17 protein-coding genes and 3 rRNA genes are annotated in these 24,731 nt (G+C 69.2%); 17 read left to right on the top strand and 3 right to left on the bottom strand.

What is annotated here, in order from left to right; genetic code table 11:
• Positions 1-4: 4 nt before the first annotated feature.
• Positions 5-394 carry a hypothetical protein gene (locus tag AC0QU1_RS21335; RefSeq protein WP_483572267.1) on the bottom strand — a complete coding sequence of 130 codons (390 nt, stop codon included), beginning with the start codon at positions 392-394 and terminating at the stop codon, positions 5-7.
• 721 nt (positions 395-1,115) lie between these two features.
• Here AC0QU1_RS21335 and AC0QU1_RS21330 point away from each other — a divergent pair.
• The 7 genes from AC0QU1_RS21330 (at position 1,116) to AC0QU1_RS21300 (ending at position 10,777) form a co-directional block, all read left to right on the top strand.
• Positions 1,116-2,648, top strand: a 16S ribosomal RNA gene (locus AC0QU1_RS21330).
• A gap of 559 nt (positions 2,649-3,207) precedes the next feature.
• A 23S ribosomal RNA gene (locus AC0QU1_RS21325) occupies positions 3,208-6,351 on the top strand.
• 191 nt (positions 6,352-6,542) lie between these two features.
• A 5S ribosomal RNA gene (gene rrf / locus AC0QU1_RS21320) occupies positions 6,543-6,659 on the top strand.
• The 16S, 23S and 5S rRNA genes sit together here, the layout of an rRNA operon.
• A 153-nt stretch (positions 6,660-6,812) precedes the next feature.
• A complete protein-coding gene (gene gatC / locus AC0QU1_RS21315) occupies positions 6,813-7,109 on the top strand; it encodes an Asp-tRNA(Asn)/Glu-tRNA(Gln) amidotransferase subunit GatC (RefSeq protein WP_483572265.1) in 297 nt (98 codons plus the stop codon).
• A 14-nt stretch (positions 7,110-7,123) separates the two neighbouring features.
• Positions 7,124-8,650 carry an Asp-tRNA(Asn)/Glu-tRNA(Gln) amidotransferase subunit GatA gene (gene gatA, locus AC0QU1_RS21310; protein ID WP_483572263.1) on the top strand — a complete coding sequence of 509 codons (1,527 nt, stop codon included), beginning with the start codon at positions 7,124-7,126 and terminating at the stop codon, positions 8,648-8,650.
• On the top strand, positions 8,647-10,167 hold the full coding sequence (gatB, locus tag AC0QU1_RS21305; RefSeq protein WP_483572261.1) for an Asp-tRNA(Asn)/Glu-tRNA(Gln) amidotransferase subunit GatB: 1,521 nt from the start codon (positions 8,647-8,649) through the stop codon (positions 10,165-10,167). Before gatA ends, gatB begins: the two co-directional genes overlap by 4 nt.
• Positions 10,168-10,192: 25 nt before the next feature.
• Positions 10,193-10,777, top strand: coding sequence for a GNAT family N-acetyltransferase (locus AC0QU1_RS21300; RefSeq protein ID WP_483572259.1), 585 nt, complete (start codon positions 10,193-10,195; stop codon positions 10,775-10,777).
• 131 nt (positions 10,778-10,908) lie between these two features.
• On the opposite strand, the gene AC0QU1_RS21295 is transcribed toward AC0QU1_RS21300, so the two are convergent.
• Complete coding sequence (locus AC0QU1_RS21295; RefSeq protein WP_483616310.1) at positions 10,909-11,349, bottom strand: CBS domain-containing protein; 441 nt, start codon at positions 11,347-11,349, stop codon at positions 10,909-10,911.
• Positions 11,350-11,535: 186 nt separating this feature from the next.
• Positions 11,536-12,432: a glycoside hydrolase family 11 protein gene (locus AC0QU1_RS21290; protein WP_483572256.1), complete on the bottom strand. Its 897-nt coding sequence runs from the start codon at positions 12,430-12,432 to the stop codon at positions 11,536-11,538.
• Positions 12,433-12,883: 451 nt separating this feature from the next.
• Between AC0QU1_RS21290 and ilvD the strand changes: the two genes are divergently transcribed.
• From ilvD to AC0QU1_RS21240, 10 genes are all read left to right on the top strand, one after another.
• Entirely contained in the window at positions 12,884-14,746 is a 1,863-nt protein-coding gene (ilvD, locus tag AC0QU1_RS21285; protein WP_483572254.1) for a dihydroxy-acid dehydratase, read from the top strand.
• 111 nt (positions 14,747-14,857) lie between these two features.
• Positions 14,858-15,529, top strand: a complete 672-nt coding sequence (locus tag AC0QU1_RS21280) for a 4a-hydroxytetrahydrobiopterin dehydratase (RefSeq protein WP_483572252.1) — start codon at positions 14,858-14,860, stop codon at positions 15,527-15,529.
• A gap of 59 nt (positions 15,530-15,588) precedes the next feature.
• Positions 15,589-16,407, top strand: coding sequence for an ABC transporter permease (locus tag AC0QU1_RS21275; RefSeq protein WP_483572250.1), 819 nt, complete (start codon positions 15,589-15,591; stop codon positions 16,405-16,407).
• On the top strand, positions 16,400-17,281 hold the full coding sequence (locus AC0QU1_RS21270) for an ABC transporter permease (RefSeq protein WP_483572249.1): 882 nt from the start codon (positions 16,400-16,402) through the stop codon (positions 17,279-17,281). The genes AC0QU1_RS21275 and AC0QU1_RS21270 overlap by 8 nt, the downstream gene beginning before the upstream one ends.
• Positions 17,278-18,240 (top strand): ABC transporter ATP-binding protein, encoded by a 963-nt coding sequence (locus AC0QU1_RS21265; protein ID WP_483572247.1) that lies wholly within the window; start codon positions 17,278-17,280, stop codon positions 18,238-18,240. The genes AC0QU1_RS21270 and AC0QU1_RS21265 overlap by 4 nt, the downstream gene beginning before the upstream one ends.
• Positions 18,241-18,375: 135 nt before the next feature.
• The gene (locus tag AC0QU1_RS21260) at positions 18,376-19,692 is read left to right on the top strand and encodes a 3-oxoacyl-ACP synthase III family protein (protein WP_483572246.1); all 1,317 of its coding nucleotides are present in this window, start codon (positions 18,376-18,378) and stop codon (positions 19,690-19,692) included.
• The gene (locus AC0QU1_RS21255; protein ID WP_483572245.1) at positions 19,686-20,546 is read left to right on the top strand and encodes a glycosyltransferase family 2 protein; all 861 of its coding nucleotides are present in this window, start codon (positions 19,686-19,688) and stop codon (positions 20,544-20,546) included. Before AC0QU1_RS21260 ends, AC0QU1_RS21255 begins: the two co-directional genes overlap by 7 nt.
• Complete coding sequence (locus AC0QU1_RS21250) at positions 20,543-21,970, top strand: cytochrome P450 (RefSeq protein ID WP_483572244.1); 1,428 nt, start codon at positions 20,543-20,545, stop codon at positions 21,968-21,970. The genes AC0QU1_RS21255 and AC0QU1_RS21250 overlap by 4 nt, the downstream gene beginning before the upstream one ends.
• Complete coding sequence (locus AC0QU1_RS21245; RefSeq protein ID WP_483572242.1) at positions 21,967-23,748, top strand: class I adenylate-forming enzyme family protein; 1,782 nt, start codon at positions 21,967-21,969, stop codon at positions 23,746-23,748. Before AC0QU1_RS21250 ends, AC0QU1_RS21245 begins: the two co-directional genes overlap by 4 nt.
• Entirely contained in the window at positions 23,745-24,719 is a 975-nt protein-coding gene (locus AC0QU1_RS21240; RefSeq protein ID WP_483572240.1) for an NAD-dependent epimerase/dehydratase family protein, read from the top strand. The genes AC0QU1_RS21245 and AC0QU1_RS21240 overlap by 4 nt, the downstream gene beginning before the upstream one ends.
• The last annotated feature ends 12 nt before the right edge of the window (positions 24,720-24,731 follow it).

Here is a 24,731-nt window from a genome sequence, read left to right as displayed (position 1 = left end):
GGGCCTACGGCCGCCCGTGGAGCATGACGACGCCGTCGTGCTCCAGGCCGCCGACGAGGTAGGTGCGCGTGCCGACCACCTCGAAGCCGTGCTTGCGGTAGAAGGTCTGGGTGCGCCGGTTCAGCTCGTTGGCGTGCTCGTCACTGGTGGCCCACTCGCGGAAGTGCGCGGGGGTCAGCTCGTGCGCGATGTGGGCGGCCATCTCGGACGGCGACGTACCGGGCGGGCAGGCCAGGGGGAAGGTGAGGGCGGCGAGCCACGCGGCTTCCGCCGCCTCCTGGACGGCCGCCCTGCGCACGACGCCCGTACGCGCGGGGTTCTCGCTCTCCGCCGCGCTCCGGGCTGTCGAGATGTCGGGGCCGGCGGAGGACGGCGCCGTGGGCTCGGGTGTCACGGCACGAACGTACGCGGGTGACGGCGGAGGAGCGAAACCCGTACGGAAAAACCTGGTGCGCGAGCTGGCAAGGGACTACCGTCGGAGCAAGCAAGTCGGGAGCCCCCGGTCCATCGGCGTGGCTCCCGTCACAAGTGTTGTTCGATGTTGTCCCACGACTTCTCCAAGCACGTGCTGACCTGCGGAAACATCGTGTGGGGCAGGCCACGTGCGCTGAGTTGGCGTGCACGCGGGAACGTGTGTAATGTTCTCTGAGTCAGCCCGACGGGCAGACGGACACCAGCCGGGGACGGCAGGGTGGCCGCGCCGGGGTTGAAACCCACTTCGTAGGACCGGGGAGTTTTGTGACCCCTGGATTCGGAGGGGTAGCCATATTCGGCAGGCAGGTCGTAATTCCTTCTCGTTCGGAGAACAGAGGCGAATTTGATCAGCCGAAAGAATCTGGTAGATTGGAATAGCCCCGGGCAGGGTGCGATCGGTGAGATTGCAACTCTGGCGGTGTGTGTCGGTTGTTTGAGAACTCAACAGTGTGCTTGATAGTCAATGCCAAATTGTTTGTTGACTTCCGCGAGCGTGGTCTGCTGGCCCTGGATGGGGTTGGTGTGGTCGGGTTGGTGGGAGTTGTTTGGTTTGGGCGACTGATTTTTGTCAGTGGTCTGGCCGGTATCATTGAATGCTCGTGCCTTTGCCTGTTGTGGGTGGGGTGTGGGTGTTTTTCTCTTTTACGGAGAGTTTGATCCTGGCTCAGGACGAACGCTGGCGGCGTGCTTAACACATGCAAGTCGAACGATGAAGCGGTGCTTGCACCGTGGATTAGTGGCGAACGGGTGAGTAACACGTGAGCAACCTGCCCCCTACTTCGGGATAAGCCTTGGAAACGGGGTCTAATACCGGATATTCAGTATCTGCCGCATGGTGGGTTATTGGAAAGTTTTTCGGTGGGGGATGGGCTCGCGGCCTATCAGCTTGTTGGTGGGGTAATGGCCTACCAAGGCGTCGACGGGTAGCCGGCCTGAGAGGGCGACCGGCCACACTGGGACTGAGACACGGCCCAGACTCCTACGGGAGGCAGCAGTGGGGAATATTGCACAATGGGCGCAAGCCTGATGCAGCGACGCCGCGTGAGGGATGACGGCCTTCGGGTTGTAAACCTCTTTCAGCAGGGAACAAGGCCTCTTTTTGGGGTTGAGGGTACTTGCAGAAGAAGCGCCGGCTAACTACGTGCCAGCAGCCGCGGTAATACGTAGGGCGCAAGCGTTGTCCGGAATTATTGGGCGTAAAGAGCTCGTAGGCGGTCTGTCGCGTCTGGTGTGAAATCTCATGGCTCAACTGTGGGCTTGCATCGGGTACGGGCAGACTGGAGTGCTGTAGGGGAGACTGGAATTCCTGGTGTAGCGGTGGAATGCGCAGATATCAGGAGGAACACCGATGGCGAAGGCAGGTCTCTGGGCAGTTACTGACGCTGAGGAGCGAAAGCATGGGGAGCGAACAGGATTAGATACCCTGGTAGTCCATGCCGTAAACGTTGGGCACTAGGTGTGGGGCCAGTTCCACTGGTTCTGTGCCGTAGCTAACGCATTAAGTGCCCCGCCTGGGGAGTACGGCCGCAAGGCTAAAACTCAAAGGAATTGACGGGGGCCCGCACAAGCGGCGGAGCATGCGGATTAATTCGATGCAACGCGAAGAACCTTACCAAGGCTTGACATGTACGGGAACGCCCCAGAGATGGGGTTCTCTTTGGACACTCGTACACAGGTGGTGCATGGTTGTCGTCAGCTCGTGTCGTGAGATGTTGGGTTAAGTCCCGCAACGAGCGCAACCCTTGTCTCATGTTGCCAGCACGTGATGGTGGGGACTCATGGGAGACTGCCGGGGTCAACTCGGAGGAAGGTGGGGATGACGTCAAATCATCATGCCCCTTATGTCTTGGGCTTCACGCATGCTACAATGGCCGGTACAGAGGGCTGCGATACCGTGAGGTGGAGCGAATCCCAAAAAGCCGGTCTCAGTTCGGATCGGGGTCTGCAACTCGACCCCGTGAAGTCGGAGTCGCTAGTAATCGCAGATCAGCAACGCTGCGGTGAATACGTTCCCGGGCCTTGTACACACCGCCCGTCAAGTCACGAAAGTTGGTAACACCCGAAGCTCACGGCCCAACCCGTTTGGGAGGGAGTGGTCGAAGGTGGGACTGGCGATTGGGACTAAGTCGTAACAAGGTAGCCGTACCGGAAGGTGCGGCTGGATCACCTCCTTTCTAAGGAGCATGTCTCCACTACCGAGCCTTATGGGCTGGTGGTGGCAGAGGCCGCGCCCAGGCCGTGCGTGTCTGGGGTGGTTGCTCATGGGTGGAACATTGACGAAGAGTCACCTTCGGTGGTGACCCACGCTAGTACGCCGGTGCTTGTCACTGGTTGGAACACGGGGGTCGACGCCGGCGGGGCTTGCTGAGCACACTGTTGGGTCCTGAGGCAACCGGCCGCCTCGCGTCCCGCTCTCCCTGGTCTTCGGATCGCATGGTCTTCGGACGGGTGGGTGGGGGTGTGAGTGGTCGAGTGTTTCTGGAGGATACGGGTCACTGGGTCGTACGCAGACCAGCCGGCTGGACCGGTGATTGGTGTGTGCGGGATGCCTGGTGGGTTTGTCCGTTGCTTGAGAACTGTATAGTGGACGCGAGCATCTTTGAATGTTTCCAAGACCGCTCGCCGGTGTGACTGCATCCTGTTTTTGGGTTGTCCTGCTTTTGTGTGGGGTGGCTTGTGGGTGTGGTTGTCGGGTGAGTGTGTTGTCTTGGTTTCTGTGATTGTTTTGTTGTTGTTGAAGTTTTTGAGGGCACAGGGTGGATGCCTTGGCACTAGGAGCCGAAGAAGGACGTTGTAGCCTGCGATAATCCTCGGGGAGTTGGCAGACGAGCTGTGATCCGAGGGTCTCCGAATGGGGGAACCCAGCCGAAGTCATGTTCGGTTACCCGCGCTTGAATGTATAGGGCGTGTGGGGGGAACGCCGGGAAGTGAAACATCTCAGTACCGGCAGGAAGAGATATTCCGTGAGTAGTGGCGAGCGAAAGCGGATGAGGCCAAACCGTGCGCGTGTGATACCTGTCAGGGGTTGCGTGTGCGGGGTTGTGGGACCTTCTTCCAGGATCTGACAGTCCTGGGACCAGTGAGAAAGTCGTGTCATAGTCGAACCGGGTTGAATACCGGACCGTAGTGGGTGGGAGTCCCGTAGACGAAATGGCATGGCCTGGTGGAGGGGATCCCAAGTAGCACGGGGCCCGTGGAATCTCGTGTGAATCTGGCAAGACCACTTGCTAAGCCTAAATACTACCTAGTGACCGATAGCGGACAAGTACCGTGAGGGAAAGGTGAAAAGTACCCCGGGAGGGGAGTGAAATAGTACCTGAAACCGTGTGCCTACAATCCGTCAGAGCCTCGGCCCTTTGGGGTGTGGGGGTGATGGCGTGCCTTTTGAAGAATGAGCCTGCGAGTTAGTGCTCGGTGGCGAGGTTAACCCGTGTGGGGTATCCGTAGCGAAAGCGAGTCCGAACAGGGCGCCTATAGTCGCCGGGTCTAGACCCGAAGCGAAGTGATCTAGCCATGGGCAGGTTGAAGCGCCGGTAAGACGGCGTGGAGGACCGAACCCACCAGGGTTGAAAACCTGGGGGATGACCTGTGGTTAGGGGTGAAAGGCCAATCAAACTTCGTGATAGCTGGTTCTCCCCGAAATGCATTTAGGTGCAGCGTCGCGTGTTTCTTGCCGGAGGTAGAGCTACTGGATGGCTAATGGGCCTCACCAGGTTACTGACGTCAGCCAAACTCCGAATGCCGGTAAGTCGTAAGCGTGGCAGTGAGACTGCGGGGGATAAGCTCCGTGGTCGAGAGGGAAACAGCCCAGATCACCGGCTAAGGCCCCTAAGCGTGTGCTCAGTGGGAAAGGATGTGGAGTTGCACAGACAACCAGGAGGTTGGCTTAGAAGCAGCCACCCTTGAAAGAGTGCGTAATAGCTCACTGGTCAAGTGATTCCGCGCCGACAATGTAGCGGGGCTCAAGCACACCGCCGAAGCCGTGGCACTCACATTGCGTTAGATCGCAAGCCCAGCATGCGCCCTTGTGGTGTGTGTTCAGGTGTGTGGGTGGGTAGGGGAGCGTCGCGTGGCCAGGGAAGCTGCAGGGTGACCTAGTGGTGGAGGCTACGCGAGTGAGAATGCAGGCATGAGTAGCGAATGACGGGTGTGAATCCCGTCCGCCGAATGACCAAGGGTTCCAGGGCCAGGTTCATCCGCCCTGGGTAAGTCGGGACCTAAGGCGAGGCCGACAGGCGTAGTCGATGGACAAGGAGTTGATATTCTCCTACCGGCGAAGTACCGCCCATACCGAGCCCGGTGATACTAACCACCCCAAACCAGCACACTGGTCTTCGGACCGGACCGTTGGGGAGGCGTGGGACCTGATCCGGTAGTAGGTAAGCGTGTTAACAGGGGTGACGCAGGAAGGTAGCCAGGCGTGGCGATGGTTGTCCACGTCCAAGGTCGTAGCCCGACACCTAGGCAAATCCGGGTGTCATACAGGGTGAGAGCTGATAGTGACCGCAGTAGCGGGAATCTGGTGATCCTATGCTGCCTAGAAAAGCCTCGACGCGAGGGACTAGCCGCCCGTACCCTAAACCGACTCAGGTGGTCAGGTAGAGAATACTAAGGCGATCGAGCGAATCGTGGTTAAGGAACTCGGCAAAATGCCCCCGTAACTTCGGGAGAAGGGGGGCCTGAACCGTCCAACCCCTTTTGCGGGTGAAGGCGGGGTGGGCCGCAGAGACCAGGGAGAAGCGACTGTTTACTAAAAACACAGGTCCGTGCGAAGTCGCAAGACGATGTATACGGACTGACGCCTGCCCGGTGCTGGAAGGTTAAGAGGACGAGTCAACCCTTGGGTGAAGCTCAGAATTTAAGCCCCAGTAAACGGCGGTGGTAACTATAACCATCCTAAGGTAGCGAAATTCCTTGTCGGGTAAGTTCCGACCTGCACGAATGGCGTAACGACTTCTCCGCTGTCTCAACCGCGAACTCGGCGAAATTGCACTACGAGTAAAGATGCTCGTTACGCGCAGCAGGACGGAAAGACCCCGGGACCTTTACTATAGCTTGGTATTGGTGTTCGGTGCGGTTTGTGTAGGATAGGTGGGAGACTATGAAGCTCGGGCGCCAGCACGGGTGGAGTCGTTGTTGAAATACCACTCTGATCGCTTCGGATGTCTAACCTCGGACCATGATCTGGTTCAGGGACAGTGCCTGGTGGGTAGTTTAACTGGGGCGGTTGCCTCCTAAAATGTAACGGAGGCGCTCAAAGGTTCCCTCAGCCTGGTTGGCAATCAGGTATCGAGTGCAAGTGCACAAGGGAGCTTGACTGTGAGACCGACAGGTCGAGCAGGGACGAAAGTCGGAACTAGTGATCCGGCCATGGCTTGTGGAAGCGTGGTCGCTCAACGGATAAAAGGTACCCCGGGGATAACAGGCTGATCTTGCCCAAGAGTCCATATCGACGGCATGGTTTGGCACCTCGATGTCGGCTCGTCGCATCCTGGGGCTGGAGTAGGTCCCAAGGGTTGGGCTGTTCGCCCATTAAAGCGGTACGCGAGCTGGGTTTAGAACGTCGTGAGACAGTTCGGTCCCTATCCGCTGCGCGCGCAGGAAACTTGAGAAGGGCTGTCCCTAGTACGAGAGGACCGGGACGGACGAACCTCTGGTGTGCCAGTTGTTCCGCCAGGAGCATGGCTGGTTGGCTACGTTCGGAAGGGATAACCGCTGAAAGCATCTAAGCGGGAAGCCTGCTTCAAGATGAGGTTTCCACACCCCCTCGGGGGTGGGAGGCGCCCAGGAGATGACTGGGTTGATAGGCCGGATGTGGAAGCAAGGACCAACGACTTGTGGAGCTGACCGGTACTAACCTGCCAACAACTTCAACACCCCCAACAACACGCCCAAAGAACGTTTCTTGGCTGTTCGCGTCCACTATGCGGTTCCCGGGCCACGGGCACCAACCCCCACCCCCCACACCCCCCTCTTCGAAGGCGGGTCACCGGGGGTGCACACCAGCACCAGCACGACCGGTGCCGGGTGCGACTGTGACGGGGGGTTGCCTGGTGGTTTGACAAGGTTACGGTGGTCATAGCGTGGGGGAAACGCCCGGTCCCTTTCCGAACCCGGAAGCTCAGCCCCACAGCGCCGATGGTACTGCCCTGGAGACGGGGTGGGAGAGTAGGACGCCGCCGAACACCCATTCAGCGAAGCCCCCGAGGCCATCCGGCCTCGGGGGCTTCGTGCTACCCAGATCAGGACGCCGACCGGTGCACGCGTTGCACAGATTTCACAGCGGACGGCCGGGAATCCGGGCGATCGAATCCCGTCCGGCGACTAGACTGGCGGCCATGTCCACCATCTCCCGTGACGAGGTTGCGCGCGTGGCCGCGCTGGCACGGATCGACCTGCGACCGGACGAGCTCGATCGCCTCGCCGGTGAGCTCGACGTGATCGTCGAGTCCGTCGCTCGCGTGAGCGAGGTCGCCACCGCAGACGTGCCCGCAACGAGCCACCCCCTCCCGCTGACGAACGTGTTCCGAGACGACGTGCCCGAGGCCGCTCTGCCGGTCCAGGACGTGCTGGCCGGTGCCCCGCAGCAGGAGAACGGACGGTTCGCCGTCCCGCAGATCCTCGGCGAAGAGTGATGGGAACCCACGACATGAGCAGCGACATCACGCGCCTCAGCGCGTCCGAACTCGCGTCCTCGCTGACCAGCAAGGACCTCTCCAGCGTCGAGGCCACGCAGGCCCACCTGGACCGCATCGCCGCCGTCGACGGCGACCTGCACGCGTTCCTGCACGTCTCCTCCGAGGAGGCGCTGGCGACCGCCGCCGACGTCGACGCGAGGCGCGCCGCCGGCGAGGAGCTGCACCCGCTCGCCGGTGTGCCGATCGCGGTCAAGGACGTCGTGGTGACCAAGGGTCTGCCCACCACCGCGGGATCGAAGATCCTCGAGGGCTGGATCCCGCCGTACGACGCGACCCTCGTGGAGCGCATCAAGGCCGCAGGCCTGCCGATCCTCGGCAAGACCAACATGGACGAGTTCGCGATGGGCTCCTCGACGGAGCACTCGGCGTTCGGCAACACCAAGAACCCGTGGGACCTCGACCGGATCCCCGGCGGGTCCGGCGGTGGCTCCGCCGCCGCCGTGGCGGGCTTCGAGGCCCCGCTCGCGATCGGCACCGACACCGGTGGCTCGATCCGTCAGCCCGGCGCCGTCACCGGCACGGTCGGCGTGAAGCCCACCTACGGCGGCGTCTCGCGCTACGGCCTCATCGCCATGGCTTCCTCGCTCGACCAGGCCGGCCCCGTGACCCGCACGGTGCTCGATGCCGCGCTGCTGCACGATCTGATCGGCGGCCACGACCCGCACGACTCGACGTCGATCGACGAGCCGGTCCCCGGCGTCGTCGATGCCGCCCGGCAGGGCGCGACGGGCGACCTCAAGGGCCTCCGGGTCGGCGTCGTCAAGGAGCTGTCCGGCGAGGGGTACCAGGCCGGCGTGTCCGCGCGCTTCGACGAGTCCCTGGAGCAGCTGCGCGCGCTCGGCGCCGAGATCGTCGAGGTCTCGTGCCCCAGCTTCGGCTACGCGCTCGACGCCTACTACCTCATCATGCCCGCCGAGGCCTCCAGCAACCTGGCCAAGTTCGACGGCATGCGGTTCGGCCTGCGGGTCGAGCCGGCCGAGGGTCCGGTCACCGCGGAGCGCGTCATGAGCGCGACCCGTGGCGCGGGCTTCGGTGACGAGGTCAAGCGCCGCGTCATCCTCGGCACCTACGCTCTGTCGGCCGGTTACTACGACGCGTACTACGGCAGCGCGCAGAAGGTCCGCACGCTGATCCAGCGCGACTTCGCCGCTGCCTTCGACAAGGCCGACGTGCTGGTCTCGCCCACGGCACCGACCACGGCGTTCAAGTTCGGCGAGAAGCTCGACGACCCGCTGGCGATGTACCTCAACGACGTCGCGACGATCCCCGCGAACCTCGCGGGCGTCCCCGGCATGTCCCTGCCGAACGGCCTGTCCGACGACGGCCTGCCGGTCGGCTTCCAGATCCTGGCCCCCGCCAAGGCGGACGACCGGCTGTACCGCGTGGGCGCAGCCCTCGAGGCGGCCCTCGAGTCGCGCTGGGGCGGACCCCTCCTGAACAAGGCACCCGAACTCAAGACCACGGAGCTTGCCCGATGACTGTGCAGACACCCGCGACGGCGACGCCTCTTGTCGCCTACGAGGACGCCGTCCGCCGCTACGACCCGGTGCTGGGCATCGAGGTGCATGTGGAGCTCGGTACGCTCACCAAGATGTTCTGCGCGGCCGAGGTCGCGTTCGGCGGCGAGCCCAACACCCAGGTGACGCCGGTCAGCCTCGGGCTGCCGGGCGCCCTGCCCGTGGTCAACGGCAAGGCCGTCGAGTACGCGATCCGGATCGGCCTCGCGCTGAACTGCACCATCGCCGAGAGCTGCCGGTTCGCCCGGAAGAACTACTTCTACCCGGACGTCCCCAAGAACTTCCAGACCTCGCAGTACGACGAGCCCATCGCCCACGACGGCTGGATCGACGTCGAGCTCGACGACGGCGCGGTGTTCCGCGTCGAGATCGAGCGCGCGCACATGGAGGAGGACGCCGGCAAGAACACCCACGTGGGTGGCTCGACCGGCCGCATCCACGGCGCCGAGTACTCGCTGGTCGACTACAACCGCGCGGGCATCCCGCTCGTGGAGATCGTCACGCGGCCCATCGAGGGCGCTGGCGACCGTGCCCCCGAGGTCGCCCGGGCCTACGTCCAGACGCTGCGCGACATCTTCCGCGCGCTCGACGTCTCCGAGGCCCGCATGGAGCGCGGCAACGTGCGCGCCGACGTGAACCTGTCGCTCCGCCCGAGCCCCGACGCGCCGCTGGGCACCCGCACCGAGACCAAGAACGTGAACTCGTTCCGCTCGATCGAGCGCGCCGTCCGCTACGAGGTGTCCCGACAGGCGGGTGTGCTCGACGCCGGCCTCCCGGTGATCCAGGAGACGCGCCACTTCCACGAGGAGGACGGTACGACGTCGTCGGGCCGCGTGAAGTCGGACGCCGAGGACTACCGCTACTTCCCCGAGCCCGACCTGGTGCCCGTGGCCCCGAGCCGCGAGTGGGTCGAGGAGATCCGCGCGGCGCTCCCGGAGCTTCCGGTCACCCGCCGCCGTCGGCTCCAGGGGGAGTGGGGGTACGCCGACGCCGAGATGCGCGACGTCGTCAACGCCGGGGCCATCGACCTCATCGAGGCGACCATCGCCGCGGGCACCAGCGCCGCCGGTGCGCGCAAGTGGTGGATGGGCGAGCTGGCCCGCCGGGCCAAGCAGGACGAGATCACGCTCGCCGACCTGTCCGTCACCCCGGCGCAGATCGCGGAGCTCCAGGGTCTCGTCGAGTCCGGCCGCATCAACGACAAGATCGCCCGCCAGGTGCTCGACGGCGTGCTCGCCGGCGAGGGCGACCCCGAGGCCGTCGTCGTGGCGCGCGGCCTGGAGGTCGTGTCCGACGACGGCGCCCTGCTCACCGCGATCGACGAGGCGCTGGCGGCCCAGCCCGACATCGTCGAGAAGGTTCGCGGCGGCAACCAGGGGCCGGTCGGCGCGATCATCGGCGCGGTCATGAAGGCGACGAAGGGCCAGGCCGACGCGAAGCGCGTCCGGGAGCTGGTACTGGATCGGATTGGGCAGTGACGTCGCGAGACACGAGGCCAGGCAGGTGACCCGCGGACCTCACCTGCACGGCGACATGACGCGGCTGCGGCCCATCGAGGCGCGCGACGCGGAGCGCCTGTGGGAGGCGGTCCAGGACCCGGAGGGCACCCGGCTGACGGGGACCACTGCCGTCTTCACGCGGGACCAGATCGACGAGTGGGCGAGCACGGTCAGCGACCGGCCCGGCCGCTACGACTGGGCCATCTGCCCGGCCGCGATGCGGGAGGGCAAGCCGGTCAGCGACGACATGATCGGCGAGATCGTCCTCAACGACATCGACGAGGACGTCCGCTCGGCGAACCTGCGGCTCCAGCTCCTGCCGAACTACCGGGGCCGCGGGTACGGCCGGGAGGCCATCCTGGAGGTCCTGCGGTTCGCGTTCGACGGCGCGGGCGGCGAGCCGGGGCCCGGCCTGCACCGGGTGAGCCTGGACGTGCTCAGCATCAACCCCCGCGCGCAGGCCCTGTACGAGTCGCTCGGCTTCCGCGAGGAGGGCCGGCTGCGGGACGTCCACCGCGACGGCGACGCCTGGGTCGACGCCGTCGTGATGAGCATCCTCGAGGACGAGTACCGGGCACTGCGCGACTGAGCCGCGCGGGGGCCCCGGGGCCCGGCCTGCAGTCGTCCGGCACGGCACCCGAGCCCGGACGCCGGGCGACGGCGGATCGACGGCGGGCCGGCGAAACCGGCGAGCGACGGCCCAACCGGCTGCCGCCCGGCTCAGACGATCCGGCCGCCCGTGATGTAGTCGGTGAGCTGGTCGCGCTCGGCCTGCACCTCGGCGATCCGGTGCTTGACCACGTCGCCGATGCTCACGATCCCGGTCAGCCGGGCGTCGACGAGCACGGGGACGTGCCGGACCCGGTGCTCCGTCATCACGGGCATCAGCTCGTCGAGCGTGGCCTCGGGCCCGCAGGTGTGCACGGCGGCCGTCATGATCGCCTCGACCGTGCCGTCGAGGATCTCGTCGCCGTCCGAGTGCAGCCGGCGGACGACGTCCCGCTCGCTGACGATCCCGTCGACCCCCACGCCGTCGTCGGACACCACGACCGCACCGATGCCGTGCTGGGCGAGCAGGGCGAGCAGCTCACGCACGCTCCGGTCCCTGGGGATGGTGACCACCGAACTGCCTTTGCGCCGCAATGCTTCTGTCACCCGCATTCGAGCACCTCCGTCGCGTGGACGCCCGTCACCGCTTCTTTGCGGTTCCTTGTACGACGGTACGGCACATCGTGGGGGTTCAGGTAGGGGTGAAAGGCAATGCCTCGGTGCGAAGCAACGCCGGGCGCGAAGGGACGGGATGCGGTGCCGCCGCCGCATCCCGTCCCGGCTAGCTGGGCCGGTGCGTCAGGAGCACGTGGCCGTCGGCAGGGCGTTGCTGCCGTTCTTGTAGAGCGTGATGCCGAAGTTGTTGCCCGACCCGTTCGGTGTGGCGGTCAGCGTGCCGGTGCTGCCGGTGACGTTGGCGTTCCAGCTGTTCTGCAGGGACTGGCCGCCGGTGAGGGTGATCCGCGTGGTCCAGCTGCTGGATCCGCTGACTGAGAGGTTCACGTTGAACCGGTCGCTCCACTCCTGGCCGCGGGTCACGCTGACGGTGCACGAGGTGCCGCCGCCACCGCCCCCGCCGGACGTGCCGATCGTGATGTTGGAGCTGCCGCTGCTCTGGTAGCCCTCCGTCGCCATGATCTGGTAGTCGTGGTTGCCCAGGTTCATGCCGCGCGCGGCCCACGCGTCGAAGTGCGCGCCCGCCGAGATGGTGCCGCCGGTGCGCCGCTGCTGGCGGACGCTCCAGTACTGCGGGAACGTCGAGTTGTTGCCCTCGATGGACGGGGCGTTGTAGCGCATCGTCCGGTAGATGTCGTACGTGCCGCCGTCGGTGGTGACGGTGCCCTGGAACTCGCCGGTGGGCCGGTAGGTGCCCCAGTTGTCGACCACGTAGTACTCGACGAGCGGGCTCCTGGTCCACCCGTAGAGCGTGAGGTAGGCGTTCCCGGACGGGTTGAACGTGCCGGAGTAGGTCACGTTGCGGCGGCCGCCGGTGGCCCAGCCCTTGCCGGCCACGAAGTTGCCGGTGTTGCTCCACTGGGTGGAGTAGTTGCCGCCCGACCCGAGGTTCATCGAGACGGTTCCCGGGGCGTCCGTCCAGAACGAGTAGAAGTACCCGCCGTGGTTGCCGGTCTCGTTGCGGTCCACCGCCGCGGCGGGGACGGAGGTCGCCACCATCCCGGCCGCGAGCAGCGCCATCGCGGCGCCGATACCGGCGAGGGTCCGGAGCAGGCGGCCGCGTGGCTGGGGCCCGGATCGAGTGGTAAACGATTTCGAGTTGGTAAACGTTTTCGCCATGTCGCACCTCGTTGTACGTAGCAGTGCACGGATACAGGTGTGCTGGGTCCGGGCCCTGAGCGGCGGCGTTCAGGGAGCCGGCATCGGTGCAGGCTGGCCGACGCTTTCGACGTCGGCGGCCTGCCGCGAGACCCAGTGTGCCCAGGGCGCAAGGCCGGGTCAAGAGGGCGCCACGGAACTCTCTGCCTGCCCGGGGCGCGTCCGGACCGGCGGGCCGGCTCGGCGGAGGGTCACCCTGTGGACTCCTGGTGTCCGTCCGGCGATACCGGAGGTAGCGTGACGAGGCCGCTCGACCGCATCGTGTGCGGCCAGATCGTGTGCGGCCACCCAGCATCGAAGGAGCTGAACCGTCATGAGTCGTCCCCTGCGCTCCCGGACCTCCACCCACGGCCGCAACATGGCCGGTGCCCGCGCCCTCTGGCGGGCCACCGGCATGGGTTCGGAGGACTTCGGGAAGCCGATCATCGCGATCGCGAACTCGTACACGCAGTTCGTGCCGGGGCACGTACACCTCAAGGACATGGGCGACCTCGTGGCCTCGGCCGTGCGCGAGGCGGGCGGCGTCGCCAAGGAGTTCAACACCATCGCCGTCGACGACGGCATCGCGATGGGCCACGCCGGGATGCTCTACTCGCTGCCGAGCCGCGACCTGATCGCCGACTCGGTGGAGTACATGGTGCAGGCGCACACCGCCGACGCGCTGGTGTGCATCTCCAACTGCGACAAGATCACGCCGGGCATGCTCAACGCCGCGCTGCGGCTGAACATCCCGGTGATCTTCGTGTCGGGCGGCCCCATGGAGGCCGGCAAGGCGGTGGTTGCCGACGGCGTCGCGAAGACGCCGCTGAACCTCATCAACGCGATCAACTACTCGGCCGACGAGAACGTCGACGACGCGGCGCTCGGCCTGGTCGAGGAGAACGCCTGCCCCACGTGCGGCTCGTGCTCCGGCATGTTCACGGCGAACTCGATGAACTGCCTCACCGAGGCGCTGGGCCTGTCGCTGCCGGGCAACGGCTCGACGCTCGCGACGCACGCCGCCCGCAAGGAGCTGTTCCTGGAGGCCGGCCGCACCATCGTGGACCTGGCCCGCCGGTACTACGAGGACGAGGACGACTCGGCCGCGCCCCGCGGGATCGCCACCAAGGCGGCGTTCTCGAACGCGATGGCGCTCGACGTGGCCATGGGCGGCTCGACCAACACGGTGCTGCACATCCTGGCCGCCGCCCAGGAGGCCGAGGTCGACTTCACGCTGGCCGACATCGAGGACATCAGCCGCCGGGTGCCGTGCCTGTCCAAGGTGGCGCCCAACCACCCCGACTACCACATGGAGGACGTGCACCGGGCCGGCGGCATCCCCGCGCTGCTCGGCGAGCTCGACCGGGGCGGTCTGCTCGACCACGACGTCACCTCCGTGCACACGCCCACGCTGCGCGCGTGGCTCGACGACTGGGACATCCGCGGCGGCAAGGCCACCGACCGGGCGCTCGACCTGTTCCACGCGGCGCCGGGCGGTGTGCGCACCACGCAGGCGTTCTCGACGTCGAACGTCTGGGAGTCCCTGGACACCGACGGCGCCAGCGGCTGCATCCGCGACATCGAGCACGCCTACACAGTCGAGGGCGGGCTGGCCGTGCTGCGCGGCAACCTCGCCGAGGACGGCGCCGTCTTCAAGACGGCCGGCGTCGACCCGGACGTGTTCCACTTCGTCGGCACGGCGCTCGTGTGCGAGTCGCAGGACGACGCCGTCGAGAAGATCCTGACCAAGCAGGTCAAGCCGGGCCACGTTGTCGTCGTGCGCTACGAGGGGCCCGCCGGCGGGCCGGGGATGCAGGAGATGCTGTACCCGACGTCGTTCATCAAGGGGCGCGGGCTGGGCAAGCAGGTCGCGCTGATCACCGACGGCCGGTTCTCCGGTGGGTCGAGCGGCATCTCCGTCGGGCACATCTCCCCGGAGGCGGCCGCCGGCGGCACGATCGGCCTCATCGAGGACGGCGACGAGATCGAGATCGACGTCGACACGCGCATGATCCGGGTCAACGTGCCCGATGAGGTGCTGGCCGAGCGGCGCGCCAAGATGGAGTCGTCGGAGCGGCCGTGGCAGCCCGTCGCCCGCGACCGGTACGTGTCCCCGGCGCTGCAGGCCTACGCGGCCCTGGCGACGTCGGCCGACCGGGGAGCGGTGCGGGACGTGGCGCGACTCCGGCGCGGCTGACGGCTCCCGAGTGTCGGAGTCTCGTGCCATGGTGGTGTGTGACCCGGACCGCACGGCGCAGGGAGGCCGTGCCGGCTGACGAGCGCGACGCAGACGAGAGAAGGGCGACCCATGAGTGACGCGATCACGGCTGCCGAGTTCACCGCGGCGGAGGGCACCGACGACTGGCGGGTGCTGAGGGACTCGGCGCTCGCGCGGTTCACCACCCGCTCGTTCGCCACGGGCCTCGCGCTGGTGGCTCGCATCGGCGAGCTGGCCGAGTCCGCGAACCACCATCCGGACGTCGACCTGCGCTACGGGACCGTCACGGTCCGGACCTGGTCGCACGACGTCGGCGGGCTGTCCGAGCGGGACCTCGGGCTCGCGCGGTCGATCTCCGCGGCGGCCCGCGTGTTCGGCGTCGCGGCGGACCTCACCGGGCTGCGGGACGTGGCGATAGCGGTGGACGCCGTGGTCGGCTCGGCGGTCCAGCCGTTCTGGCAGGCGCTGCTGGGCCACGACGCGCAGCCGGACCAGGGCGGGAACGCGGCCGCCGACCGGCTGCTCGACGCGGACGGGCGGCTGCCCGCGTTCTGGTTCCAGCAGTCGGACGAGCGGCGGGAGCAGCGGGGCCGCATCCACGTGGACGTCTGGGTGCCGCACGACCAGGCCGAGGAGCGCGTGGCGGCGGTGGTCGCAGCGGGCGGGCGGCTCGTCACCGACGAGTTCGCCCCGTCCTGGTGGGTGCTGGCCGACGCCGAGGGGAACGAGGCGTGCGTCTGCACGTGGCAGGGCGAGTTCTGAGGAGCCGGGTGAGAAAACAGGGTGAGCCGCGGGCGCCCGGCGAGTAGGGTCTTGCGTTTGTGCGCTCGCTCCCGTCCCCGGCCAGGAACCCGTACCTGCGGTTCCTGGTAGCCGGTATCCGGGGGCAGTCGGCCTACCCGCTGGCGACGCTGGCGGGCCTCGTCGCGAACACGACGTTCGGCCTGCTCAAGGGCGGGATCATGGGCGCGGCCGTCGAGAGCTCCGGCGGTGAGCTCGCCGGCTACTCCGCTGCCACCATGGCGGCGTTCGTCTGGCTCGGGCAGGGGATGCTCGGGTCGGTGAACATGTGGGGCGGCAGCGACCTGCAGACCCGGATCAAGTCGGGTGACGTGGCCGTCGAGTTCCTGCGGCCGGTGAGCGTCCAGGCGGCGCACATCCTGACCGACGTCGGCAAGGGGCTGTTCGCCCTGCTGCCGCGCGGGCTGCCGAGCGTGGTCATCGGCGTGCTCGTCTCGGCCATGGCCCTGCCGCCCGACCCGGCCGCCTGCGCGCTCGGCCTGCTCAGCCTCCTGGTCGGCATCACGGTCTCGCACGCCACCATGTACGCGGTGGCCACGTCGGGGTTCTGGCTCGTGGAGACCCGCGGCGTCAGCGTGCTCTACATGGCGCTCTCCGGGCTGTTCGCCGGCCTGTACACCCCGATCTACCTGTTCCCGGACTGGCTGCTGACGGTGGCGCTGCTCACGCCCTTCCCGTCGATGATGCAGCTCCCGATCGACGTGCTCGCCGGGCAGGCCACCGGTGCGACGGCCTGGCAGCACCTCGGCGTCCAGGTGGTGTGGCTGGTGCTCGTGCTCGCCGTCGGACACCTGACGACGCGGGCCGGACGCCGCAAGCTGGAGGTGCAGGGTGGCTGAGCCGGAGCGGAGCCGCAGGCTCGGACGCCGGCGGCCGCCGGCCGGGCCGGAGGCGCGGCGCAGGGGGAGGGCCGCCGAGGCCCTCCGCGCCTACCGGGCCGTCATCGCGAGCCGGGCGCGCTCGCAGGCGAGCCATCGCGCGAGCTTCCGGATGGACCTGGTCGGCGCGCTGCTCGTCGGGACCATCGAGTTCGCCGAGATCTGGGTGCTCTACGCGGCGACCGACCAGATCGGCGGGTTCACGCTCGCGCAGATCATGCTGGTGTTCGGCCTGTCCGACCTGGCCTTCTCCCTGGCCGACCTGGTCGCGGGGCACTGCGACCACCTTCCGCTGTACGTGCGCGCGGGGACGCTCGACGTGTTCTTCCTGCGGCCGCAGCCGGTGCTGGCGCAGCTCGTCACGAGCGACCTCAGCCTGCGCCGGATCGGGCGCTGCCTGGTGGGCGGGACGTCGCTCACGGTCGGCCTGGTGCTCAACGACATCGACTGGAGCGTTGGCACCGTCGCGCTGCTGGTGCTGGCCCTGCTGTGCGGGTTCGTCATCTTCACCGCGCAGTTCGTCACGGCCGCCGGCCTGCAGTTCTTCCTGATCAACGGCGCCGAGATGACCAATGCGTTCGTGTACGGCGGCCGGTACGCGGCCACGCAGCCCGCGAGCGTGTGGCCGCGCGGCCTGCTGGTCGTGTTCGGCGCGGTCTTCCCGGTCGCTTTCGCCGCCTTCCTGCCGGTGTCGACCCTGCTCGGCGTGCCTGCCCTCGCCGGGCTGCCGACCTGGCTGGGCTGGTGCGCGCCGGTCGCGGCGCTCTGGGCCGTCGTCGTGGCCGGGCTGTGCTGGCGCTGGGGCCTTCGTCACTACCGAGGAGCTGGCGGATGAACGTCATCGAGACCGAGAACCTGACCCGCGTGTTCACCGGGCGGCCGGACCGGCGGAACCGGCTGCGGCGGCCCCGGCACGTCGCCGTGGACGGGCTGAGCCTGACGGTCGAGGCCGGCGAGTCCGTGGGCTACATCGGCGCGAACGGCGCCGGGAAGTCGACCACCATCAAGATGCTGGTCGGCATCCTGGTGCCCACGAGCGGAGCGGTGACCACGGTGGGGCTGCACCCCCTGAAGCAGCGCCGGGCGCTCGCACGCCGGGTGGGCGTGGTCTTCGGCCAGCGGTCCCAGCTCTGGTGGGACCTGCCGGTGCGGGAGTCGTTCTCGATCCTTGCGGCGATCCACTCCCTGTCCGCGGCCGACGAGCGCGTCAGGACCGCCGAGCTCGTCGAGATGCTGGAGATGGAGGAGTTCCTGAGCATGCCCGTGCGGCAGCTCTCGCTGGGGCAGCGCATGCGCGCCGAGGTCGCGGCCGCGCTGCTGCACCGGCCGGAGCTGCTGATCCTCGACGAGCCGACGATCGGCCTCGACGTGCTGTCCAAGCAGCGCCTGCGTGAGTTCCTCGTGGCGCAGCGGCGCGAGCACGGCACCACGCTGCTGCTCACCACGCACGACATGGGCGACGTCGAGCGGCTCTGCGACCGGATCCTCGTCGTGGACCACGGCAGGCTCGCGTTCGACGGCACGCTGGACGGGCTGGCCCGCACCGTGGGCGCGCGGCGCGAGCTGGTGGTGGACCTCGCGACCGCGAGCCCCGACCTGGTGGACCTGGTCGGGGCGGAGCACGTCCGCAGCGACTCCGGCGGCCTGCGCCAGCGCCTCGCCTTCGACCCGCAGCGTACGACGGCGGCGCGCGTGCTCGCGGCGATCTCGGAGCGGGTCGAGGTGCTGGACCTGTCGATCGAGGAGCCGGACATCGAGGACGTGGTGCGCGAAATCTACCGGGCGACGCGGTGAGGGCCCGCTCCTCTTGGCGGTGGTCGGCAGAATGTCAGGTGATCGGTACCTCGGAATGCCGACCACCTGACATTCTGCCGACCACCCGGATCCAGGATGATCCCGCGCGGCGGGCCTGGCGCTACTCTGTGCCGGGTGCTTCCCGAACCAGCCGTCGTGCTGAACCCGGTACCCACCCGCCCCGCCGAGTCCTCCGCGTCGTCCCGGAAGGCCCAGCAGACTCCCCGCCCCGTCGCTCGCATCGCGGATGTGGCGGTTCACCTGCCCGAACGCATCCGCGACGTGGCAGAGGCCGAGCGCGACCTGCACCGCAGGAACCCGAGGGTCGCGCCGCGCGTGCCGATGGTGTCGCGCCTGACGGGCGTGCGTCGTGTCCACGTGGCCGACGCCGACCAGCAGGCCTCCGACCTCGCAGCCGCCGCCTCCCGCACCGTGCTCGACCGCGCAGGCCTGGGGCCGCACGACGTCGACCTGCTGATCTTCGCGTCCGCCACCCAGGACATGATCGAGCCCGCCACCAGCCACATCACCGCCGCCAAGCTCGGCGTCCGTGCGCCCGTGATGGACGTCAAGAACGCCTGCAACTCGGTGCTCAACGGCATCGAGGTGGCCGAGGCGCTCATCGGTACGGGCCGGTACCGCCGCGTGCTCGTCGCGTCGGGCGAGATGCCGACGCGGGGCGTCCGGTGGGACGTGCCCGACCGGAGGACCTATGCGATGTCGGCGGCCGGCTACACGATGTCCGACGCCGGGGCGGCCGTGCTCGTCGAGGCGACCGATGTCGGGGGCGGGGCCGGGCGCAGCGCCGTGCTCGGGCGAGGGGACCTGCTCGGACGCGGGTATGTGCCTGAGCGCGGGCACGTCCTTGGGCGCGGAGACCTGCCTGGGCGCGGAGACGCGTCGGAGTCCGCCGGCTTCGAAGACGACCTGGCCGCCGAGCTCGCCGGCCTCGTCCGTGCGGAGAGCCCCGGGGCGCCCGAGCACTCCGGAACGGACGACCGGCCCTCCGGCATCCTCGCCTCGGTGTTCACCGCCGAGTCGCAGCACTGGGACGTCGGCATGCTGCCGGGCGGCGGCACCGTCAACCCGCGCGACCCCGAGCGCAGCTACTTCGAGATCGACGGGTCGCGGCTGCGCGAGGCGTTCCTCGCGCTCGGGCCCGGACCGGTGAACCAGGCCTTGGACCGAGCGGGCGTGACCATGGACGACGTCGCGCTGGTCGCCGTGCACCAGGTGGCGGTCGGCTACCTGGCCGATGTGCACCGGGCACTCGGTGTGCCGGCGGACCGCACGATCGTCACCGTGGCCGACCACGGCAACATTGCCTCGGCGACACTGCCGCTGCAGCTCGTGACGGCGCTGGAGTCCGGTTGCCTGCGGCGGGGCGACGTCGTGCTGCTGCTCGGCCTCGCGGGCGGGATCAGCATGGGCGCGATGGTGGTCCGATGGTGAGCCTCCGCCGTCGGAGCGGCGCTGCGGACGGCGCGGGCCGAGGGACGGGACCCGCACCGGGGGCGGTGCACGGCCAGGGCGCGGGAACGAGTAGGGCGCGCCTCGCCGTCGTCGTGCCGGCGCTGAACGAGGCTCACGAGCACGGGATCCTGCGCACGCTCGAGGCGCTGCACGCGCAGGAGGACGACGACTTCGACCTGGTGGTGGTCGACAACGGGTCCACCGACGGCACGCCCGACGTCGTGCGCAAGGCGATAGCGGACTGGGGGCGGCTGCGCTGGCACGTGGTCACCGAGGCCGAGAAGGGGACCGGGGCAGCCGCGGACACGGGGATGCGGGCCGCGATCGGGCTGGGGGCCGAGCTGCTCGCGCGGACCGACGCCGACTGCCTGCCGCCGCCCCGGTGGACCCGCGCGGTGCGCGAGGCGTTCGCGTCGGGCGACGAGCTGGTCGCGGGGCGGCTGGTGCCGCGGACGGACGACCTGCCGGTGTCGCGGTTCCAGCAGAGTGTGCTGGCGGCGGCGCTGTGGGCGTCGAGCGCGTTCGGCAAGGTCCGGCCAGGCAACCGGGGCGAGGGATACCTCGGGCCGTACGTGATGACGCCCGGCTGCAACATGGCGATCACGGCGTCCCTGTACGAGCGGGCCGGCGGGTTCCCGCGCACCCGGATCGAGGACGTGCACGAGGACCGCGCGCTCGTCAACGCCGTGCGGCGGCTGACCACGCGGTACGCCGAGCATCGCGAGGTCTGGGTGCGCGCCTCGACCCGGCGCGTGCACGCGTGGGGCCTGGTGCGCACGCTCGCCTGGTACGCGGACCACCGCTACCGGCCCGAGGTGGTGGACATCCGATGAGGGCGGCCCTGCCGATGCGCCGCACCGGGCTCGCCGAGGCACGGCCCCGGAAAAGTGTGCCACGCAGCAGGGTTCGCACGTCGCTCGGCGGGCGGCCGGACGACGTCGGCGCGCCCGCGCCCGAGGCGCTGTGGGAGGAGCACGTGCAGCGCGCCGCGCACCCGCTCGCCTATCCGGCGCTCCGGTCGGTGCGGCACCGGCCGGTGGTGCGCGTGCCGCGCATCGGGGTGGTCGTGAACGACGCCGCGCTCGCGCGCGAGGTGCTGCTCGACGCGGAGCACTTCTCGAAGGTGGGGCCGGGGGCGCCGTCGGACCTGTGGACGCCCGTGCTCGGGCCGTCCGTGCTGCTCAACATGGAGGGGGCAGAGCACGCCGCGCTGCGGCGCACGCTCGGTCCGCTGTTCTCGCCCCGTGCGGTGCGGCAGCTCGTGTCCGCGGACGGCGGGGGCGCCAGGGGTGGTGCAGAGAGCTCCGGCAGGACGGACGGTTGGAGCGGCGCGGACGAGTGGAGTGGCACGGACGGCGGAGGCGTGCTGCCCGAGCTGACCCGGCGGCTGGCCGCCGGGGAGACCGTCGACCTCGCGGCGGCGGTGACGGCGCAGGCCGGGGCGGTGATCTGCGGGATGGTCGGGCTGCCGCCGTCGGACCGCGCGGTGCGTGCGGCCATGGCCGCGGCGCGGACGATCACCGGGATGGTGCGGCTGCACCGCCGCGGGCTCACGCGGTCCCAGGTGGCACGGGCGCGCGACGTGCTGGCCAGGCTGACCACGCCGGCGCGCGCCGCCTACCGGGCCGGCGACCCGGCGACGGTGCCCGGACGGATGCGCGACCTGGGGCTGTCGGAACGCGAGGCGATGGGCGCCGTCGGGGCGTTCGTGCTCACCGGGACCGAGACGATCCAGTCGTTCGTGCCGCGGCTCGTGGCGATCGCCCACGACACGGGGTGGACCGGACGCCTGCTGGCCGACGACGCCGAGCTCCGGCGTCGTGCCGTCGAGGAGGGGCTGCGTGTCACCGTGCCGACGCCGGCGATGCTCCGCGCGGTGCGGGCCGACGGCGCGGTGGGCGGCGTGCCGGTCGCCGCGGGTGACCGCGTGGTGATCGCGACCCTGAACTGCTGCCGGGCGGCGGGCGGTTTCGACCCCGACCGGCCGGTGGATCCTGCCGTGCGGCACCTCTGGTTCGGTGCGGGCCCGCACTTCTGCCTCGGCATGCCGCTCGCGATGGCCCAGGTGGACGCGGTGCTGGACGCGCTCGCGGCGTCGGCGACGGGCGGGCGGGTGCCGGTCGTGGGGCGACGTCGGGTGGCGCGCGGCGTGCTGGTGCCGGCGTACCGGTCGCTGGAGCTGCGGCTGCGGAGTGGGGGCGGGCTGGACGGGCGCGAGCGTGGTGGGACGGCGGCGGTGGCGGAGGGATCGGCGTGAGGCACTTCCTGGACGACCTGTTCGCGGTGGCACGGGATGCGCCCGAGGTGGTCGCGATCCGCTGGTTCGGGGCCGACCGGTCGGGTGGCGGTCGGTCGGGTGGCGGGTGGTCCGGTGGCCGCTGGTTCGGCGGGCGGAACGACCCCAGCGGTGGTGGCGGTGGCGTTGCTGGCGGGCAGAGCGCTGCGCGGGCGCGCGAGGAGGTCACGTTCGGCGACCTGGCCGGGCGGGTGGAGCGGACGGCGGCAGGCCTGCGCGCGCAAGGGCTGGCCCCGGGTGACCGCGTGCTGTTCAGCATCCGGCCTCGACCCGAAGGGGTGGTCCTGTGCCTCGCGATCCTGCGGGCCGGTGGCGCCGTCGTCTTCGTGGACCCCGGCTCGACGCCCGAGCTGTTCGCCGCCCGGGTCGCCGCCGCCAAGCCGCGCTGGGCGGCGACGGAGGCGCTGCTCTATGCGGCGTCCTCAGGTCCGCTGCGGGGGATCGCGCGGTCGCGCGGGCTGCTGCTTCCCGACTACGGGCGGCTGCCCGTGCGGCACCTGTACACGGGGCGGTGGCTCCCAGGGGTGCCGCCCGGTGCGCGCCGGGTCGCGAGCCTGTGGCGCGGGGCGGGTGGGCAAAGGCCGGAGGGATCGGTCCATGACGAGGAGGACCGGGAGGCGCTCGTCGTGTTCACGTCCGGGACGACGTCCGACCCCAAGGCCGTTGTGCACACCGTTCGGACGCTCGGCGGCATGCTCGGCCTGTTCGCGCAGGTCGGCGGGCTGCGGGCCGGTCAGCGGGCGTACACGGACCAGATGTTCCTCGGGCTTCCGGCGATCCTGGCCGGCGGCACGTGGGAGATTCCCGCGAAGGCGCCGAAGGACGCGCCGGAGGCCTTCGCGCGCGGCGTCGCGGGCGCCGACTCGTCGTTCCTCGTTCCCGCCGACGTAACCGCGCTGCTCGACGTCCTGGAGTCCCGTGCGGCCGACGGCGCGTCGGGCCCCGCCGTGCTGGCGGTTGGCGCGGCGCCCGTCACGGTCGCGCTGCTCGAACGGGGCCGCCGCATCCTGCCCGACACGCGCTGGCTCGCGGTCTACGGCGCGACCGAGATCCTGCCCGCCGCGGTGACCGACGCCGACGAGAAGATCGCGGCCGCGGCGGAGGGCGACCTCGTGGGGCGTCCGCTCGACGGTATCGGCGTCCGGATCGACACCGCCGTCGTCGACCTGGACGAGGACCCGACCACCCTGCACGTGGGCGCGCCGACGCCGGACGGCGGGCGCCCCGTGGGCGAGCTCGTGCTGACCGGGCCGTCGCTGATGGCCGGCTACCTGTCCGACCTGGACGCGGGCAAGCCGCGCGCGGCCGAGCACCGCACCGGCGACCTCGCCTACCAGGACGCCGACGGGCGGATCGTGCTGGTCGGCCGCAACCGGGACATGATCATCCGCGGCACGGTGAACATCTACCCGGGCCTGTTCGAGCCCCGGCTGCGGGAGCTGCCGGGCGTGGCCGACGCCGTCCTGGTCGGCGTCCCGGTGCCCGACGGCGACGAGCGGGTGGTCCTCGTGGTGACGGCGGAGGGCGGGCCGAGGAGCGCGGGCGCGCCGCGGCTCCGGACCGGGACCGATCTGGCCAGGGCCGTCGCGGAGCAGGTGGGGCGGGTCCTGGACCACGGGGCGCTGCCCGACCTGGTGGTCGAGGCCTCGCACGTGCCGGTCGCCGGCCGGTCCCGGAAGCCTGACCGTCGCGCACTCGTCAACTTGCTTTCACCCCTCACCGGTACAGTGCGCGCATGAAGGTGGCTGTGACCGGTTCGTCGGGCTTTGTCGGTAATGCCGTCGTGCGCGATCTTGCGGCGCACGGACACGAGGTCGTCGCGTTCTCGCGCCGCGTCCCTCGGCTGCCCACGGAGGTCCTGCACCAGGTGGCGCACCAGTTCTGGGACCTCAGGGACGGGCCGCTGGCCAAGGAGGACCGGCCGGAGGACGTCGACGCCGTCGTGCACTGCGGGGCGACCGTGGGCGACGGCGGTAGCCACGCCCGCGCGTGGGTGGTCAACGTCGAGGGCACGCGTGCGGTGCGCGAGACGTTCCCGGAGCCGCGGTTCGTGCACGTGTCTTCGGGCAGCGTGTACGACCCGCGCAAGCCGAGCGTCGCCGCGACCGAGGCCGAGGCGCCCGCGCACGGTTACCTCAACGCGTACGGTTCCACGAAGGCCGCCGCCGAGCGCTACCTGGCCGCCGACGCCGCGCGCGAGGACCGGGGGCCGATCATCGTGCTGCGGCCGCATGCGGTCTACGGGCCGGGCGACACGACCCTGCTGCCGCGGCTCGAGTCCGCGGCGATCGGCGCGTGGCTGCCGATCCCGGGCGGCGGCAAGGTGCGGCAGCACCTCACGCACGTCGAGACCCTCGCACGCGCGGTGCGGGCGTCCCTCGACGTCGACGTCGAGCCGGAGATCCAGGCGGGCCGGCCGCTCGTGGCCAATGTGGCCGACGCCCGGCCCGTGGACCTGGACCAGACGCTGGAGCTGCTGATGTTCGCCCGGTTCCGGCCGGTGCAGGTGGTGGGCATCCCGATCCGGCTGGCGAACGCGATGGCCTGGTTCGGCGAGCGCGTGGCCCGCTGGACCGGACGCGAGCCGCGCCTGTCGCGCTACGCCATCAGCCACCTCGCCATGGAGCGCACCTACGACCTCACCGTGCTGCGCGAACGCCTCGGCGTGGACCCGGCGCCGACGTCGCTGCACGGCGCGATGAGCTGGTAGCCCCTCGCTGGT

Source organism: Promicromonospora noduliphila (assembly GCF_056951025.1).
This window is presented reverse-complemented; position numbering and strand designations above follow the sequence as displayed.

Bases quoted from the DNA above. Each gene is read 5' to 3' on its own strand.
- AC0QU1_RS21255 (WP_483572245.1), top strand. From the start codon at position 19,686: ATGGTGAGCCTCCGCCGTCGGAGCGGCGCTGCGGACGGCGCGGGCCGA.
- gatB (WP_483572261.1), top strand. From the start codon at position 8,647: ATGACTGTGCAGACACCCGCGACGGCGACGCCTCTTGTCGCCTACGAG.
- gatC (WP_483572265.1), top strand. From the start codon at position 6,813: ATGTCCACCATCTCCCGTGACGAGGTTGCGCGCGTGGCCGCGCTGGCA.
- AC0QU1_RS21240 (WP_483572240.1), top strand. From the start codon at position 23,745: ATGAAGGTGGCTGTGACCGGTTCGTCGGGCTTTGTCGGTAATGCCGTC.
- AC0QU1_RS21290 (WP_483572256.1), bottom strand. From the start codon at position 12,432: ATGGCGCTGCTCGCGGCCGGGATGGTGGCGACCTCCGTCCCCGCCGCG.
- gatA (WP_483572263.1), top strand. From the start codon at position 7,124: ATGAGCAGCGACATCACGCGCCTCAGCGCGTCCGAACTCGCGTCCTCG.
- AC0QU1_RS21265 (WP_483572247.1), top strand. From the start codon at position 17,278: ATGAACGTCATCGAGACCGAGAACCTGACCCGCGTGTTCACCGGGCGG.
- ilvD (WP_483572254.1), top strand. From the start codon at position 12,884: ATGAGTCGTCCCCTGCGCTCCCGGACCTCCACCCACGGCCGCAACATG.
- AC0QU1_RS21295 (WP_483616310.1), bottom strand. From the start codon at position 11,349: ATGCGGGTGACAGAAGCATTGCGGCGCAAAGGCAGTTCGGTGGTCACC.
- AC0QU1_RS21250 (WP_483572244.1), top strand. From the start codon at position 20,543: ATGAGGGCGGCCCTGCCGATGCGCCGCACCGGGCTCGCCGAGGCACGG.
- AC0QU1_RS21280 (WP_483572252.1), top strand. From the start codon at position 14,858: ATGAGTGACGCGATCACGGCTGCCGAGTTCACCGCGGCGGAGGGCACC.